Origin of the sequence: Levilactobacillus yonginensis, from assembly GCF_003946265.1 — a bacterium.
GTDB classification, from domain to species: domain Bacteria; phylum Bacillota; class Bacilli; order Lactobacillales; family Lactobacillaceae; genus Levilactobacillus; species Levilactobacillus yonginensis.
The window spans coordinates 16,187-32,317 of sequence record NZ_RHNO01000002.1 but is presented as its reverse complement, the minus strand read 5'-3'; the positions used below and the strand labels follow the sequence as shown (position 1 = coordinate 32,317).

General features: G+C 46.8%; 19 protein-coding genes. 8 read left to right on the top strand and 11 right to left on the bottom strand.

Annotated elements, in window-relative coordinates:
* Positions 1–41: 41 nt before the first annotated feature.
* Positions 42–845 (bottom strand): 30S ribosomal protein S2, encoded by an 804-nt coding sequence (gene rpsB / locus EKM87_RS01415; protein WP_125681079.1) that lies wholly within the window; start codon positions 843–845, stop codon positions 42–44.
* A 237-nt stretch (positions 846–1,082) separates the two neighbouring features.
* Between rpsB and EKM87_RS01410 the strand changes: the two genes are divergently transcribed.
* Entirely contained in the window at positions 1,083–1,802 is a 720-nt protein-coding gene (locus tag EKM87_RS01410) for an HAD family hydrolase (RefSeq protein WP_125681077.1), read from the top strand.
* A gap of 479 nt (positions 1,803–2,281) precedes the next feature.
* On the opposite strand, the gene EKM87_RS01405 is transcribed toward EKM87_RS01410, so the two are convergent.
* The 3 genes from EKM87_RS01405 to EKM87_RS01395 all read right to left on the bottom strand — a co-directional run bounded on the left by EKM87_RS01405 (position 2,282) and on the right by EKM87_RS01395 (position 4,375).
* Positions 2,282–3,277 (bottom strand): D-2-hydroxyacid dehydrogenase, encoded by a 996-nt coding sequence (locus EKM87_RS01405; RefSeq protein WP_125681075.1) that lies wholly within the window; start codon positions 3,275–3,277, stop codon positions 2,282–2,284.
* An 86-nt stretch (positions 3,278–3,363) separates the two neighbouring features.
* Positions 3,364–3,633, bottom strand: a complete 270-nt coding sequence (locus EKM87_RS01400) for a GIY-YIG nuclease family protein (RefSeq protein WP_125681073.1) — start codon at positions 3,631–3,633, stop codon at positions 3,364–3,366.
* Positions 3,620–4,375, bottom strand: a complete 756-nt coding sequence (locus EKM87_RS01395) for a tRNA1(Val) (adenine(37)-N6)-methyltransferase (RefSeq protein ID WP_125681071.1) — start codon at positions 4,373–4,375, stop codon at positions 3,620–3,622. Before EKM87_RS01395 ends, EKM87_RS01400 begins: the two co-directional genes overlap by 14 nt.
* 101 nt (positions 4,376–4,476) lie before the next feature.
* Here EKM87_RS01395 and EKM87_RS01390 point away from each other — a divergent pair, with 101 nt between their 5' ends.
* On the top strand, positions 4,477–5,130 hold the full coding sequence (locus EKM87_RS01390) for a lysophospholipid acyltransferase family protein (RefSeq protein ID WP_125681069.1): 654 nt from the start codon (positions 4,477–4,479) through the stop codon (positions 5,128–5,130).
* Between the two features lie 129 nt (positions 5,131–5,259).
* Here EKM87_RS01390 and EKM87_RS01385 read toward each other — a convergent pair whose 3' ends face one another.
* The 4 genes from EKM87_RS01385 to EKM87_RS01370 form a co-directional block, all read right to left on the bottom strand.
* Positions 5,260–7,053, bottom strand: a complete 1,794-nt coding sequence (locus EKM87_RS01385) for an ABC transporter ATP-binding protein (RefSeq protein ID WP_125681067.1) — start codon at positions 7,051–7,053, stop codon at positions 5,260–5,262.
* The gene (locus tag EKM87_RS01380) at positions 7,043–8,803 is read right to left on the bottom strand and encodes an ABC transporter ATP-binding protein (RefSeq protein WP_125681065.1); all 1,761 of its coding nucleotides are present in this window, start codon (positions 8,801–8,803) and stop codon (positions 7,043–7,045) included. The genes EKM87_RS01385 and EKM87_RS01380 overlap by 11 nt, the downstream gene beginning before the upstream one ends.
* Before the next feature lie 137 nt (positions 8,804–8,940).
* Positions 8,941–9,165 carry a YneF family protein gene (locus tag EKM87_RS01375; RefSeq protein ID WP_125681063.1) on the bottom strand — a complete coding sequence of 75 codons (225 nt, stop codon included), beginning with the start codon at positions 9,163–9,165 and terminating at the stop codon, positions 8,941–8,943.
* Positions 9,166–9,267: 102 nt separating this feature from the next.
* Positions 9,268–9,516, bottom strand: coding sequence for a DUF896 domain-containing protein (locus tag EKM87_RS01370; protein ID WP_125681061.1), 249 nt, complete (start codon positions 9,514–9,516; stop codon positions 9,268–9,270).
* Positions 9,517–9,707: 191 nt separating this feature from the next.
* Between EKM87_RS01370 and lexA the strand changes: the two genes are divergently transcribed.
* Entirely contained in the window at positions 9,708–10,337 is a 630-nt protein-coding gene (lexA, locus tag EKM87_RS01365; RefSeq protein ID WP_125681059.1) for a transcriptional repressor LexA, read from the top strand.
* A gap of 79 nt (positions 10,338–10,416) precedes the next feature.
* On the opposite strand, the gene EKM87_RS01360 is transcribed toward lexA, so the two are convergent.
* Positions 10,417–10,857, bottom strand: coding sequence for a nucleoside 2-deoxyribosyltransferase (locus EKM87_RS01360; protein ID WP_125681057.1), 441 nt, complete (start codon positions 10,855–10,857; stop codon positions 10,417–10,419).
* A gap of 223 nt (positions 10,858–11,080) precedes the next feature.
* On the opposite strand from EKM87_RS01360, the gene EKM87_RS01355 reads away from it, so the two are divergent.
* The gene (locus EKM87_RS01355) at positions 11,081–11,662 is read left to right on the top strand and encodes a cation diffusion facilitator family transporter (RefSeq protein WP_125681055.1); all 582 of its coding nucleotides are present in this window, start codon (positions 11,081–11,083) and stop codon (positions 11,660–11,662) included.
* A gap of 29 nt (positions 11,663–11,691) precedes the next feature.
* On the opposite strand, the gene EKM87_RS01350 is transcribed toward EKM87_RS01355, so the two are convergent.
* Complete coding sequence (locus tag EKM87_RS01350; protein WP_191988549.1) at positions 11,692–12,864, bottom strand: hydroxymethylglutaryl-CoA synthase; 1,173 nt, start codon at positions 12,862–12,864, stop codon at positions 11,692–11,694.
* Between the two features lie 151 nt (positions 12,865–13,015).
* Positions 13,016–13,897 carry a PPK2 family polyphosphate kinase gene (locus EKM87_RS01345; RefSeq protein ID WP_125681053.1) on the bottom strand — a complete coding sequence of 294 codons (882 nt, stop codon included), beginning with the start codon at positions 13,895–13,897 and terminating at the stop codon, positions 13,016–13,018.
* A gap of 175 nt (positions 13,898–14,072) precedes the next feature.
* Here EKM87_RS01345 and EKM87_RS01340 point away from each other — a divergent pair, with 175 nt between their 5' ends.
* From EKM87_RS01340 to EKM87_RS01325, 4 genes are all read left to right on the top strand, one after another.
* Positions 14,073–14,735 carry a histidine phosphatase family protein gene (locus EKM87_RS01340; protein WP_125681051.1) on the top strand — a complete coding sequence of 221 codons (663 nt, stop codon included), beginning with the start codon at positions 14,073–14,075 and terminating at the stop codon, positions 14,733–14,735.
* Between the two features lie 17 nt (positions 14,736–14,752).
* The gene (locus EKM87_RS01335) at positions 14,753–14,938 is read left to right on the top strand and encodes a PspC domain-containing protein (protein WP_125681050.1); all 186 of its coding nucleotides are present in this window, start codon (positions 14,753–14,755) and stop codon (positions 14,936–14,938) included.
* 150 nt (positions 14,939–15,088) lie between these two features.
* Positions 15,089–15,550, top strand: coding sequence for a nucleoside-diphosphate kinase (gene ndk, locus EKM87_RS01330; RefSeq protein ID WP_125681048.1), 462 nt, complete (start codon positions 15,089–15,091; stop codon positions 15,548–15,550).
* A gap of 114 nt (positions 15,551–15,664) precedes the next feature.
* Positions 15,665–16,057 carry a hypothetical protein gene (locus EKM87_RS01325; RefSeq protein WP_125681046.1) on the top strand — a complete coding sequence of 131 codons (393 nt, stop codon included), beginning with the start codon at positions 15,665–15,667 and terminating at the stop codon, positions 16,055–16,057.
* The last annotated feature ends 74 nt before the right edge of the window (positions 16,058–16,131 follow it).

The window sequence follows — 16,131 nt, the reverse complement described above, 5'->3', positions numbered from 1 at the left end:
ATATTTGGAAAGTAGCAGTTAACCCGCTACCTTGCATTTAATTACTTGTTGTCGCCTTCGACAGCGTTAACGATGCTTTCCATTGAGTTGTCAGTGGTCTTCTTGTCGCCCTTAGCGGCATCAGACTTTTGGCCTTCAAAGGTCTTTTCGTTAACTTGGTCTTCACCCTGACGGCCTTCAACGATAGCGTCAGCCATCTTAGAAGTGATCAGACGAACGGCACGGATAGCGTCATCGTTAGATGGGATAACCACGTCAATTTCGTCTGGGTCAGTGTTCGTATCAACCATGGCAACGATCGGAATGTTCAACTTTTGTGCTTCGTGAACAGCGATTTGTTCCTTGCGAGGGTCAACGATAAACATAACGTCAGGCAGCTTAGGCATGTCTTCGATACCACCTAAGAAACGTTCCAACTTGTCTTGAGACTTCTTAAGTAAGGAAACTTCCTTCTTAGGAAGAACATCAAAAGTACCGTCAGTAGCCATCTTCTTCAAGGACTTAAGACGCTTGATCCGAGTTTGGATGGTTTCCCAGTTAGTCAAAGTCCCACCTAACCAACGGTGGTTAACGTAGTATTGACCAGCACGGGTAGCTTCTTCTTCGATAGAATCTTGAGCTTGCTTCTTCGTACCAACGAACAGAACAACGGCGCCTTTAGCAGCTTCGTCCTTCATGTAGTTGTAAGCAGCGTCGATCAACTTCACCGTCTTTTGCAAGTCGATGATGTAGATACCGTTACGTTCCGTGAAGATGTATTGCTTCATCTTAGGGTTCCAACGACGGGTTTGGTGACCAAAGTGGACACCGGCTTCGAGCAGTTGTTTCATTGAAATAACAGCCATGATAAAATGCCTCCAAATAGTTTTTGATTTCCTCCCCCACGCTCATTTGACCAGAGAACTCGCTAGCGAGCACCCCTCCGGTCATCACGCAAGGTGTGAATTGGCGCATACGCACCGAAAGTTATTATACAAAATCGCGGGCCCTAACACAAGGAAAATCGTGAAAGTTTTGCATTAAATTGGAAAAAAAAGCTAGTTGTGGTAAACTGCTTAGGACTTACATGAGGAGGAACGAACATGATAAAAGCGGTCGTCTTCGATGTCGATGACACGCTCTATGACCAAAAAGCCCCGTTTGTAGCGGCTTTGCGGACACAGCTACAGTTACCAGCTGACTATGATCTAGACCCAATTTTTCAGTCCTATCGGCAACAAAGCATGCAAGCCTACGCCGAGGTCTCCAGTGGTCGCTGGTCACGTGAGGAAATGGCCGTTAACCGGTTAAATATCGCGCTCCAGCAACAAAACTTACCTGGCGTGACCACGGCTCAAGCGTTAGATTTTGAGCAAGCTTACACCCATGGCCTGAATCACATTGAACTCTTCCCTGGATTAAAGACGGCCCTTGACCGCCTCCACTCCCAATTTCAATTAGGGATCATTACCAATGGTAAAACGCAACACCAATTGGCAAAGGTCATGCGGTTGCAGATGCACCGTTGGATCGACCGTGAAGCCATCCTCACTTCAGAGGATGCTGGCGTGGAAAAACCCGATCCTCAAATTTTCACCATGATGAACCGCCGTTTAGGTCTGCGGGCTAGCGAAGTGGCCTACGTCGGTGATTGCTACAGTATGGATGTCAAAGCCGCTAAGAAGGCCGGCTGGCATGCCTTTTGGTTCAATCACCGCAACCTGGAAATTCCAGATGGCGAGTGGATTCCTGACCAAACGGTGGGCAACGCCTCTGAGTTACAAGATTTATTACTGGCATTGAGTGCCGTTCCTGAATTTTAGGAAACTTAATTAACGCGACTTTCTCAATTTATTGGGGAGGCCGTTTTTTGTTTGCTATTAAATGCACTAACTTGGTCGCGCTCCGGCCCCGTCCCTGGCCACCTCCGCTTAAATTGCGTATTAATGCAGCGGAATTCGGCTTATCACGTAAATTGAAACTGCCTCAGCAGCTTCACCGATGGCCTGTTAACCCATTCATCAAGTTGCGCGCTTAACAAGGGCTACAACATAATTACTCTAGTTTCGAGCAATTCGTCTAACCTTAAAAGGACCAGTCGACGCTCATAATTTTAGCAATATAAAGTATCTCGAACCAGTTCAGGTCATATTGGCCAGTCAGTTTCACTGACAACTGCCTTACACCTGACTAACTCAAACAGGCCTGAGAAAAATCTCAGGCCTGTTTCTATTTCTTAAATCTAATTATCAGTGATGGCGGCCGGTAAGACAAAAAAAGCTACCAGCAAATTCTCAAAGCCTTAAAAGGCCACTTCATTCTCAGCCGTACCCGTTTCAATTAACTGCTTGTTGTTATTTAAGGCAAATTGCACCATGTTCTTCACAGCAGTCCGGGTGTAGAACGCCACGTGCGGCGTTACCAGCACGTTTTCCCGCTTCAGCAGGTTTTTCAACCGTTCATCAGGAATCGCGTCAAAACTGCCGAAATCGGTGTTAAAAATACCGACTTCATCTTCGTAGACGTCCAAAGCAGCCCCGGCCACTTTGCCACTGTCTAGCGCCCGAATCAACGCATCGGTATCGATCAAGGCTCCCCGCGCAGGGTTCAAAATCCAGACACCATCCTTCATCTTACTGAAGGCTTCGTCATTCAGCATCTTATCATTTTCTTTGGTGGCGGGTGCGTGCAGAGAAATCACGTCGGCCTGCGCATATAAATCGTCCAGCGTGTCCACGTAAATCCCCTGCTTTTCTAGCTCAGGATTATGGAAGACGTCGTACGCAATCACCTTGGCACCAAACCCCCGATAGATTTGCATGGCTGCCCGACCGATTCGCCCTGTAGCCACGATACCAACCGTCATGGTGTTCAACTCATCGGCAATATCCGGGGCCCAGGTCAAATCACCCTGCGCCTGCTTACGGTCAAAAGTTGGTGTCCGTCGTAGTAAGCGCATCAGCTGGGTCACTGTCAATTCCGCAATGGCTGCCGGTGAATACGCAGGCACATTGGTTACCTTGAACCCGTTACGTTTCACCGCATCAGCATCAACGTTATCGACTCCCACGTTACGCAGAGATAAGTTGGTGACACCGTTAGCTGCTAGTTGATCCAAAACTGCCGCAGTGTACGGCTTTTGTTGATAAACCACTGCCCCGTCATAGCCCTTAGCAAGACCGACAGTCGTTTCGTCCAATAAATCCCCGACTGCCTTGACCGCAATGCCCTGTTCTTCGGACCATTCGTCCAAGTAAGGTCGTTCATCGTCACGGATGCCATAAGCAATAATTTTCACAGTAAGTTCCTCCTTAGATAGCTGAGTCTAGGACCCTTTTTTGTTGCACCCTCCTAGCATACCATGGCGGTTAAATAATTGCCTAGTCAAACGCTTACGTTATGCGCGGCTAAGTAAGCCAACTTCTTTTGCCGACTCTGATGCTTGAAAGCCCACTCAGCATGTAAGGCATCGTGTTTAGTCGTAAATTGTTCACTGTAGAGGACCTTTAAGGGGCGATGAACGCGGGTGTATTTGGCTCCCTTACCCGCAACGTGCGTGGCAAACCGTTTGGCCACGTCCGTGGTAAACCCACCGTAGAGCGAGTTGTCCTCACAGAGCAGGACATAAAAGTAGTAAAATTTATCGGTTACCATAGAGCAACGCCCCCACTTCCGGTGTGTAATGGCCTTGGGCATCATAAACCGTAATGGGTGCTGGGAAGCGGACGCCCCCCGGCTTACCATCCTTGATTGCCTCGACTAAGACCATGTTGGCCTCCTTGCCTGGCTTCGGATGAACAAGTCGAATTCGTTTGGGCGCCAGACGATTCGCACTCATCAACTGCAATAATTGCAGTAACCGGTCCGGCCGATGAACAAAATAAGCCTTCCCATTCATCTTGAGTAGCCCACTGGCAGTCTGGACGATAGTCGCTAGGTTGGTCGTAATTTCATGTCGCGCAATGGCCAGGTATTGGTTCGGATTCTTCTGACTATCCGGTAGATCTTCAAAATATGGTGGATTACAGGTCACGACGTCAACCGAATCCTTGGGAATCCACTGGTTAACGCCGGCTAAATCGCCCTCGTAAACGGTCATCTGTTGCGTTAACTGGTTTAAGGCAATGCTTCGCCGCGCCATATCAGCCAACCGCGGTTGAATTTCCACCTCGGCAATCTGTCCGTGGGTTTGATGGCTCATAAATAAACCGACGGCCCCGTTGCCAGCACACAGATCAACGGTCTGACTAGTAGCACGGACCGGTAGCTTAGCAAAATCCGCCAGCAAAACGGCATCGAGGGAGAAAGCAAAGACTTCAGGACTTTGAATAATTTGGATATCTTGGCTATATAGCTGGTCAATTCGTTCATCAGCTCGTAATTCAGGGGTGGACACGGAACGCTACCTTCTTTCAATTTTTACAGAGATTGCTTGCAACCCAGACCATTTTTTTGCATACTAGATGCAATAGAGTCACTGCGAGAGGAGCAAGACACATGTTTTATTCGTTTCTGCGGAACGTCATTCGCGTCATTCTGTTCATTGTGAACGGCAAGGCCAAATACCTCAACCGTGAAAAGTTACCAGAGGGTCCTTACATCTTGGTGGGTCCTCACCGAACCTGGTTTGATCCCGTCTACTTTGCGTTGGCGGCCAGTCCCCGTAAGTTCGGTTTCATGGCAAAGGAAGAACTCTTTCAAGGTTCCATTTTCCGATGGCTACTCCACCATGTCAATGGTTTTCCAGTAAATCGTGAACATCCAGGACCTTCAGCCATTAAAACACCGGTCCGAATGCTCCGCCAGGGAGATATTTCATTGATCATCTTCCCTTCCGGTTCACGGCATTCTCAGGAACTCAAGGCTGGGGCCGCGGTAATCGCTAAGATGGCCAAGGTCCCCTTAGTGCCAGCCGTTTACCAGGGACCACTGACCTTTAAGCGATTGTTCTCCAGAAAACGGGTCACGGTGGCATTCGGTGACCCCATCACGATTGACCGTAAACTTAAGCTAGATGATGAAGGTCAAGCGTCCGTTGAACGACAGATGCAAGACGCCTTCAACCAACTTGATCAACAGATCGATCCTAACTTTCACTACGTCGACGTGACTGGTGAGAAAAAGGCTGAGAAGGAAACCAAAGAACACTAAACCATTTAAAAAGCGCGACACTTTCCGATTGGAAGGTGTCGCGGTTTTTTGTGGCTGAAATTTTTATAGCTTGTGTCGCCCTAAATCCCCTTATTGTGGTGATGCTACCATTCACTAATCAGTTAACTATTACTCAACGTGCGCTGAATTCTGCAGTTGAATCATATCATAGTAGTAACCGTGCTTGGCCATCAGCTCATCGTTATTGCCTCGTTCAACAATTTTTCCTTGGTTCAGAACTAAAATCAAATCAGCGTTCTGAATCGTGGATAGCCGGTGGGCAATCGCAATAGTGGTCCGGTTTTCTTGAATCCGGTCTAACCCATTTTGAATCATCGTTTCGGTTTCAGTATCCACGTTGGCGGTTGCTTCGTCCAGGATTAAAATCTTAGGATCAGTAACCACTGTCCGGGCAAAGGTAATCAATTGCCGTTGACCCGCAGAGTATTCAGTCCCCCGTTCCAAAACGGGTGTTTCGTAGCCTTTCGGTAACTGATCAATGAAGTCATCCGCCTGTACAAAGTGTGCCGCGCGTTCAACCTGTTCGTCCGAAATGTTTGGATTAAACATTCGGATATTGGTTTGAATGTCCCCGTAAAAAAGTTGTGGTTCCTGTAGAACCAGTCCCAATTTTGACCGCAATTCTTCCGCAGGATAGTCGCGAATGTCTCGATCATCGATTAAGACTTCACCAGCTTGAAATTCATAGAACCGCATTAACACGTTAATCGTGGAAGTCTTCCCAGAACCCGTTTGCCCAACCAGGGCCACCGTCTGGCCAGGTTCCGCCACGAAAGAAACGTCACGGAGAACTGGGTGTTCTTGATCATAAGCAAAGGTCACGTGACGAAATTCCACTTTTCCCTCGGTAATTTTAGCATCAGCCACGGGATGTTGTTGTGGCGCAAGGGTTTGGTCGTCTAAGATTCGCAAGACCCGGGAACCGGCGACCATCCCATTTTGAAAATCACTCAGGTTATCCATCATATTGCTCATGGGACTGTAAAAGTTGTTCAGGTACGTAATAAATGCGTAAATCACCCCGGCAGCCACGACTTCGTGTAGCCCCCGAATCCCGAACATCCCCAACACAATTACCGTGCCGAGCGCGTAGAACAAATTAATGATGGGACTCAACAGTAACGAGTTAGTTCGAATCATGTCACGTCGCGTACCGTAATAGGCTTGGTTGGTCTTTTTGAAATTACCAGCCGTCCGCTTTTCCTGGCGGAACTCTTGAATGACACTGATTCCCGTAATGGCTTCTGCCAGCTTAGTGTTCAGCTCACTCAACCGTTCCCGCATTCGCCGGTAAACCTTTGAACTGAACCGTTGGTAGTACCAGATAGTCAACGCTAAGAACGGAACAAGTACCAGCGTCCACAAGGCTACCTTTACGTCCGTAGCGTACATCGCGATGAAAGAAGAAATCACCGCAAATAACGCCAGCACCAGGGTGTTAAACAGTGCCCAGAAGTTAGAGAAGGTCATGGTATCGTTCATCAACCGAGATAGAATTGACCCTCCCGGTGTCTGATCAAAGTAGCGCATCCCCTTACCATGAAGGTCCTTAAAAAGCTTCCGTCGGACATTTTCCAGCATGTACTCGGCACCCATCGTACTGGTGTAATTTTGCCAGAATTGGAAGAGGGCTTTGAAAACCATCCCCATCAGGTAAAGGCCAGCAAACATCCACATGATGGCCACCGTAGCGTTATCCGTCCGCAGGTACCGGTCCATGTAGACCTGGAGGAGCCACGGCAGGAAAACGTTAACGGCACTGATCACTGCCGACAGGACAACTGAACCAATGAAGAACCACTTATATGGGGCGGCAAACTTAAACAACCGTTTGATGACCGTCAACTGCTCTTTGGTGGACATGCTGTGCGCCCACGCGGATTGATGTTGATTATCTGCCATCGCTAACGCCTCCCTTCACTTGCGTCTCTAATTGTTGTTGGACGAACATCCGTTGATACCAACCGTGGGTGGCCATCAACTCAGCGTGAGTCCCCCGTTCAACGACGGCACCGTGGTCTAAGACCAGAATCTCATCGGCGTTCATGACGGAGCTCAACCGGTGAGCAGAAATAATCGTCGTCTTGTTGGCCCGTTCAGCCTTCAGGTTGGCCAGAATTTCGGCTTCCGTTTCAGCATCGACAGCTGACAAGGCGTCATCCAAAATCAGTAACTCGGGATTGATCAACAATGCCCGGGCAATGGCTAACCGTTGCCGTTGCCCACCGGACAGTGAAATTCCCTCTTCACCGACCTCAGTATCGTAGCCAGCGGGTAACTTGCTGATTTGGCCAGCCAAGTCGCTCTTGGCAGCCGCGGCTTCCACCTGTTCCTGCGTGGCATCTGGTTGGGCAAACCGAATATTCTCGAAAATGTTCGAAGAAAATAGGAAGCTTTCTTGTGGCACGTACCCGATGGCTGGCAGATAACTATCCAGCGCGTAATCCTTAATGGGGTGACCCCCAAAGTCAATTTCACCGGTGTACGTATCAAACTCCCGTAGAATCAACTTCATGATCGTTGACTTCCCAGCACCAACCCGACCAACGATTCCTAACGTGTGGCCGGCGGGTAACTCGAAATCAATCTGTTTCAAGCTGGCACCAGCGTCATCGGGGTAGTCAAACCGATTTACATGATAACTGAGTGCCCCCGTAGGCCGTTGTTGTAAGCCATTAGACTTATCAATGATGTGGGTCCGCTGATTCAACAGCTCCATGACCCGGTCATAACTGGCGTTCCCCCGTTCCATCGTGTTGAACAGCATCCCGACGGCAAACATTGGCCAAACCATCATAGCCAGGTAACTGATGAATGACACCAAGTTCCCAATCGTGATGATTTGATGGTTCACAAAGAGACCACCTAAAACAATAGTTGCCACGTAGGACAATGAGATCACCAGCGTAATGGCGGGATCAAATAGTGAATCCAGCCGGTTGACGCGCCGATTGATTTGAATGGTCCGATCAACCTGAGAATCAAAGTCCGCGACGTCAGCATCTTCTTGGCCCAGAGCCTTGATGACCTTGATACCACTGATACTTTCTTGCGCCTTATTGTTCAAGCGAGAAAAGGCTGCCTGAGAGGCGCCAAAGGCCCGGTGAATCTTCTGACCCAGATACCATGAAATCAGGGCTAAGAACGGAAATGGGACGATGGCTAGCAGTGTCAACCGCCAGTCGATCAATGTCATCATGGCAATCAACGTGGTCCCACCGGTAATGATGGCATCCGCAAATTGGAGAATTCCGCCACCAGCAACCCGTTGAATGGCTTCCAAGTCGTTGGTCGCGTGTGCCATGAGATCCCCGGTCCGATACTTTTGGTAGAAAACGCGGTCCATCTTCATGAAATGACCAAATAGCCGATCTCGCAGTAGCTGTTCAAGCCGTGCAGCACCGCCCCAAATAGCATTTCGCCAAATATATCGGGTACCGTACTGGGCGAGCGCCGCTACTGTGACCCATAGTAAGTCGATCATGAGCAGCCGGCCCGTCATGGTCTGCCCGTGAATGCCGTCCACCATGTTCCCGATGATTCTGGGGGGTACGATTGCAATGATGGCCGTCAATAATAGGCCGAGCACGCCCATCAGGTAACGCCGCCACTCTAGGCGAAAGTACCAGGCAAGTTTCTTAAAAATACTCACGAACATCCCTCCTTAAAAATTAGAATACGATTAAAATATAGCACAGACTAATATAGTTTACAGATATTTTCATAAAATACAACAAAAAAGACTCACCCCGTTGAAAACGGTGATGAGTCTAGGAAGTAAGGCAACCCTTACTTTTTGTTCGCGTTTTGTTGCATCGCATTCATCATTTGATGTAACTTACGTTGTGAAGGCTTTTGCCCCATTTGTAACATCATTGCTCGTAATTGATCTTCGTTGATCGGTGGATTCTTCTTCAAGTAGTTTTCCATGTACTTACGGGCGCCGTAGAAACCTGCGGCAGCACTGGCCAAAGCGACCACAATGAGGATTAAGATCCATATCCAAGTGTGCAAATCGATTCCCCTCCTTCTTCGAAACGTCATTCAATACACAATTTTACACAAATTTAACGCAAATTAAAAGAGCGAATCCCTAATTGGGAGTCGCTTTCCTAATTAATCGTCCCGTAAACCCTTTTTCCGTTGAACTTCTCGAACTTTTTCAGGGGTCACTTCTTCGCCTTGGTCGTTGTAGACTTGCATCATTTCAACCTGGCTCTTAAAGCTTGCTCTAAACAGTTTAAGATACTGTTTACGTAACTTGGCCCGCTCTGCCGTTTCAGCAGGCGTAAGCCCTTCGCCTTTCGCTTTGTGGGCGAGTTCATTAATCCGGACTAATAAGGTGTCCATCGTTGGTTCTGCCATGAACAAACCTCCTTTATTTACTTGACCCATTGTAGCGGGTCGTACCGCTTGTTTTCAAGCCATGACCTATCATATCAGGGTTATTTTCAGATTTCAACTGATTCAACCGAACATCTGTTTGAAAATGTTCGCTACCTATGCTACACTCTAACTAAACTATAAATCGAATGACGAACGAGGTGGCAGCAACTATGAGTAAAGCATCAGAAAGCAAACAAATGGCCGTTCTTCGTTTCATCTGGGAACGGGTCAATGAAAAAGGATATCCACCAACTGTCCGCGAAATTGGTGAAGCCGTAGCTCTCTCTTCGACCTCTACGGTCCACGGTCACATCGCCCGTCTGGAAAAGAAGGGTCTCTTGACTAAAGATCCAACGAAGCCCCGGGCATTGGAAGTCACGGCTGCGGGTTTGGAAGAACTGGGTGTTCACGAACAACAGACTAAGATTCCCGTTTTAGGAACGGTTACGGCCGGAGAACCAATTCTGGCCGTTCAGGAAGCAACTGATTACTTCCCAGTTCCCCCAGAATTTGAAAATGATGACGATCAATTGTTTATGTTGACGATTCGTGGCGAAAGTATGATCAACATCGGTATCTTAAATGGTGATCAAGTGATCGTTCGTCGGCAACAGTCAGCTGACAACGGTGACATCGTCATTGCTATGACTGAAGATAATGAAGCAACCTGCAAACGATTCTTTAAGGAAGCCGATCATTTCCGGCTACAACCCGAGAATGACACAATGGCGCCAATTATCTTAAATCATGTTAGCATTTTGGGCCGAGTCGTTGGCCTCTTCCGTGATGACGTTCACTAATTTATTTAAAAAAATGAGGCCGAGATATAATATCTCGGCCTCATTTTTTAATGTCACCTATTATACTTAACCGACAATCCTAGATAACTTTTCCTGAATAATGACTCTCAGGCAACGTGGAGAAATCATAGGCAGCTAATGATTCTGCTTCTCGTAAGTAGGCGTGTAAGCCCTCAGCGATCATCAGGTTCAGAATGGTATCCTTTTCGTGCAGAATGACGACTGGTTTCTTGCTGTGAAAGGCGTACCCAATTTCAAAGGCGGTTCCAGAATCTACCTGGTCCCCCACAAAGTCTACCAAAGCCACGACAACGTCGGCCTGGTCAATTTGATGAACATCCATTTCAAAGGTCTGTGTGGCCCATTCAGGGGTTCCCATGGTTAGCCCAGGAATCTCACTCAACCGGGGGCTGAAGACGTTCGCTACGCGTGGGTTAGCTGCTAAGGCTTTTTCCACCCGTTCGATGCGGGCAATCTGTTCGTCATCAAAGAATGGTCCTGCTAAATATACGTTAGTCACACTAATCTCCTCATTTCTCTCTTGAATAGCCCTATTATACTGGAAAAGTTAACGGTTGGCGACCTATTTAAAATTAATATTCGGTTATAATTCACATTATTCCAAATAGAAAAGATTACTCACCTTATTATTCGACTTTTCACAAATGATCGGCCAACCATTCAAACAATAATTATTTCATGCTATACTTAGCTTAAGACACGTAACTTGGGGGGATTCACCTATGATTCTTGGTTTTGTTATTTTTGGTATTTTTTTGGCAGTCATTGCCATTTTCTCAATGGCTACTGCCATCCAGCACCACGATTCACCTATCGGGTCAGCCATTGTTTTAGCGATTGCGTTAGTCTTAACGGGTGTCTCAATTTGGAAACTACCCTACTGGTCAAATAGTCACCAGTCTTCGAGCACTGAAACTTCAAGCAAGCGTGCTAGCCTAGCTTCTAGCCACCCCTTCACTTCATCCAGTAGCACGGCCAGCCGGTCGCAAAATGAGGAAACCGTTCGGAAGGAACTCAACAAGTCGTTGCATAAGCTTGGACCAGTTACGTTTAATCAAAAAACTAAAACGTACGTCTTGACTATTACGAACTCGGACCTAGTTAAAACCATTAAGGCTTTGGAAAAAGATCCAAGTCAGGCCAAGCAAGCCAAATGGCCTAAGTTTGTCAGCAACTTTACGCAAACCAGTCAGTCCCTAGAAAAAGCGTTGGGTAAGGGTTACTCATTGACCCTTGGTCTAAAAGGACAATCACCCGTGCTCGTCTTCAAAGATGGCTACGTTACCAAGAACGAATTTGAATAAATGGAAAAGGACGCCTTATGGGCGTCCTTTTATTTTTGAATTTTATATTGACGTTGCTCATTCAAACGACCAGCTAAATAGTATTGGGCTGACTCTTCGTCAAGCGCCAATCGCTGATCACTACCAACTGTATCGAGGCGTTGATTAAAAATTTCTTCATATTCAGTTACGGAAACCCGCCGCCGTTTGGTCAGTAGTTGACTGATAGCTGATTCGTCGTAGCCCTGCTGATAATCAGGTTGAATCTTGCCACTGAAGAATTCACCCTCCGCACCAGAACCATAACTAAAGAAACCAATTTGCTTGCCTGCGCTTAAATCCCCGTGCCGGAGAAGAGATAGAAAGCTTAAGTACAAAGACCCAGTATACAAATTCCCAACGTTGCGATTGTCTTCCTGACTGGCTTCAAAAGCTGCGGTCAGCTCAGCTTGATGATCTGGCGTGGCTTCTGGCAGAATCTGCCGCAATCCCTTGCGTCCCATCTTCGTAAACGGAATGTGGAAAATAAACGCATCAAAATCAGCAATTTTACGAGACGTTTGCTGTTGATAGTCTGCCCACACCGTCTTAAAGAAGTCTAAGTAAACGTTCGTTGAATATTTACCGTCGACCAAAGCCTCCGTCCGATAAACCGGCCGCCAGAAGTCCATAACGTCTTCAGTGTGATAACTGCTGACTTCATCGAGCGCTAGAATCTGAGGATTGGCCGTTACTAAGAATGCAACTGCCCCGCCACCTTGCGTGACCTCACCAGCCGTTCGTAACCCGTATCGGGCAATGTCAGCACCAACGACCAATACCTTAGCTTCGGGATGAACGCGGACATAATCTGCCGCAAGTTGTAGTCCCGCCGTTGCGCCGTAACAGGCTTGTTTAATTTCCACCGCTCGAGTCGTTTGTGGCAGATCCAAGAGATGCGCCAAATAAACGGCAGTCGCTTTAGAGTTATCGATACCGGACTCAGTTCCAAACAACACCATCGCAATATTCTGCTTAATCTCCGGTGTCATGAACTGACTAGCAGCGTTCGCAGCCATGGTTACAACGTCTTGGGTTGGTGGAATTACTGCCTGCTTAGACTGGCCAATCCCAATCAAGTATTTGTTAGGATCATCATGCCGTGCACGGGCCAAATCGGTCATGTCCAGATACATGCCTGGTGTATAAAAGCCCATCTTATCAATACCAACCGTCACCGTCATGTTCTATTTCCTCCTTGAGGCTAAATCCTCACTAATTAATGAAACTACTGTACCATTTTATGACTGGTGAGGGCAAATCAAGGACGATTGCTATATACAATTATAGCAATCTAAATTCGCGACTATTAGCTGATACATAGCTAATTGTATATTACAATTCTCCTTCTTTTAGTTGCCTCAAGATTGTTTTGAGTTTTTCTTGTTCGGACGCACTCACGACTGGGTAACTTGGATCTAATTCCCGCAATCGTTCAACTAAAATATTTGAAACAATCAGCCGGGCAACCGCCTTGTCATCAGCGGGAATCAAGTACCATGGTTGCTTCTTGGTAGCCGTATGTTCCAGCATCTTGGTATAGGCAATTTGATAGTCCTGCCAAAACGCCCGCTCGGTCATATCACTCGGCGAGAACTTCCAATTCTTACTAGGAATTTCGATTCGCCGTTCAAACCGTTTGGTCTGTTCCTCCTTAGACAGGTGGAGGAAAAATTTAATCGTCACAAATCCTTGGTGCCGCAAATACTTTTCGTAGTTCCGCAAATCACCATAGCGTTTTGCAAAGAACCGATCATCAACATCTGCTAATTTCGTAATTCCCGGAAGATTCTGACCCAGAATAATTTCTGGATGAACCCGGCTAATCAGAACGTCTTCATACTGTGAGCGGTTAAATACCCGAATCTCCCCTCGCCTTGGCAATTCCTGATTAATTCGCCATAAAAAATCATGGTCTAATTGAAGATGGGTCGGTTGCTTAAAACTTACCACGCTCGTTCCAGCGGGATTCAACCCGCTAAATACGTGGCGAATAAGGCCATCCTTACCAGCTGTATCCATTCCCTGTAAAATAATGATGACTCCCGCCTGCTGTTGCGAGTAAAGCCGACTTTGTAGGTCACTCAACGCGGCCACGTTAGCCTCTATGGCATTGTTGATGACACTAGCTTCAGGAACCCGACTAGCCTTGGTTGCCAGCTGAGAGAGGTCAACGGATCGCTCTCCCGTATACCGATAACTACTTTCAGTACTCATACGCATCATCTCCTATTGCCCTTTACTTTAGCACGCATTAGAAAAAATAACTGTTGAAATCACCTGGAATTGTTTCCGGCCTTAATTTATCGAGTAAAACCGTCGCGTTCTTTCATAGAGCTTGCTATACTAAGGACGTAACAATAATGGAGTCAACGAAAAGGGGCATTCATTTATGAAAAAGTTTACCGCTTATTTTGTTCGTCACGGTCAGACCATGCTGAATCACTACAATAAGGTTCAGGGTTGGGTTGACTCACCACTAACTGAAAAAGGCCGCGCGGATGCGGTTCGTGCGGGGAAACAACTCAGTAACGTCAAACTCGCAGCTGCCTACAGCAGTGATTCGGGTCGAACCATTGAAACGTCTCGGTTAGCTTTACGGCAAAACCAAGACAACGTCAACATCGTTTCCTACCAGTATCCTGAATTTCGGGAACAATGCTTTGGCTATTTCGAAGGTAATGACGGCAACCAAATGTGGCAATTCGTCGGTGCCCAGGTCAATTTGACCTCTGAATCCGATATTCTAGGCAAGTATGGTCTTGAACGGGCCCGTGACCTGATTCGGAAGGCTGATCTATATGAAGATGCTGAAGACGATGCTATGTTCTGGAAACGACTCGACCGTGGCTTTGATAAGCTCCGGGCCAACACCAAAGATGGTGAATCCGTCCTGGTAGTTTCTCACGGGATGACAATTCGGTCGATTGTTGACCGATTTGCACCAGAATTGGACGAAGGTATTCCGACCATCAATGGCAGTATCACCAAACTCGAAATCACAGATGATGATGTCCACGTTGACTTCTTCAATCGGATTGATTTCCAGTCCTAATCTAGGGAGGTATTCGTATGAAGAATATTCATCGTTCCCGTTCAAATCAAGTATTTGCTGGGGTAATTGGCGGCTTAGCGGAGCACTTCGACTGGAACGTTGGCGTTGCTCGGTTACTTTTCGTCGTTTTAACCATCACGCCAATGTTTCCAGGGCTAATTGTCTATTTAATTCTCTGGATGATCATGGGTGATCCCGCTTAAATATTATTGCGCTGATTATTTTTTAATGATTAGCGCTTTTTTTATCAGAACTTAGTTGACGGCAGACCCCGCTTCTTCTACAATTTAGGGTAACAACTTGTTAGACACTGAGCAATTGTGAGTTGTTCTAAAATCAAGGAGGTTTCTACCATGGCAAATTCTGAAAAGACTTTAGTATTAGTTAAACCCGACGGCGTTGCCGAAGGTCATATTGGTGAAATTATTTCTCGGTTCGAACGTAAGCGATTCCAGATTTCTGCATTAAAGGTTGTCAATGCAACTGACGAACAATTAAGACAACACTATCGAGAGCAGGTCGAGAAACCCTACTTCCATGAAATTGAAACCTACATGAAGGAGGGCCCACTCGTTGCTATCATTGTAACTGGGACTGACGTGGTAAAGGCGGTCCACAACTTGGCTGGTAAGACCCGGACCAACGATGCCCAACCAGGAACAATTCGGGGCGACTTTGCCCACGAATATCCCGATGGTATTCTGCGGAATATCATCCATACCTCAGACAGCCGTGAAAACGCCCACCATGAAATTGCTATTTGGTTCCCTGAACTGGCAGTGGCCGCTCACAAACAAAGTGGTAACAAGAAATAAATGATCGGTAATAGCCTGCGTAGGCAGGCTATTTTTATTGGGATTTTCATGAATGCACTTGGACCAAATTCTGAAGTCCTTAAAAGCTGTCATTTCCGGAGGAGAAATTACATAATGAAAAGCGTTACGAAATCGATCACATTGGCAATTGTCGGCTTATCACTAGCATTACCTGCTTTACCCCTTACTCAAGCTAATGCATCGGCTTGGCATTGGGGAATGGCCAAGAAACTCAGAGGTACTTGGCGCGCTCATCACGATAAGATTTTTCATAGTCACGCCAAAATCGGTAGAAATTATTATCACTTCGAGGCCAATGACCCCACGTATTTGAATAATACCAAATTTAAGTACGTTGGCCATCATGTCTACAAGATCAACGGCTATGAACCCGTCTATTCTAAGAAGCGTGGCAACTTGTACATCAAACGGGTATCAAAGCACCACATTGAAGTTTCTAACTTCAAGCATGTCAAAAAGAGCACCAGTATCAGCCTTTATAAATAAGTTGCACATTTGAAATTTTATGACTACCATCGCCTTCAGGTTAGGATTCACCCTAGCTTGAAGTTTTTTTTGCA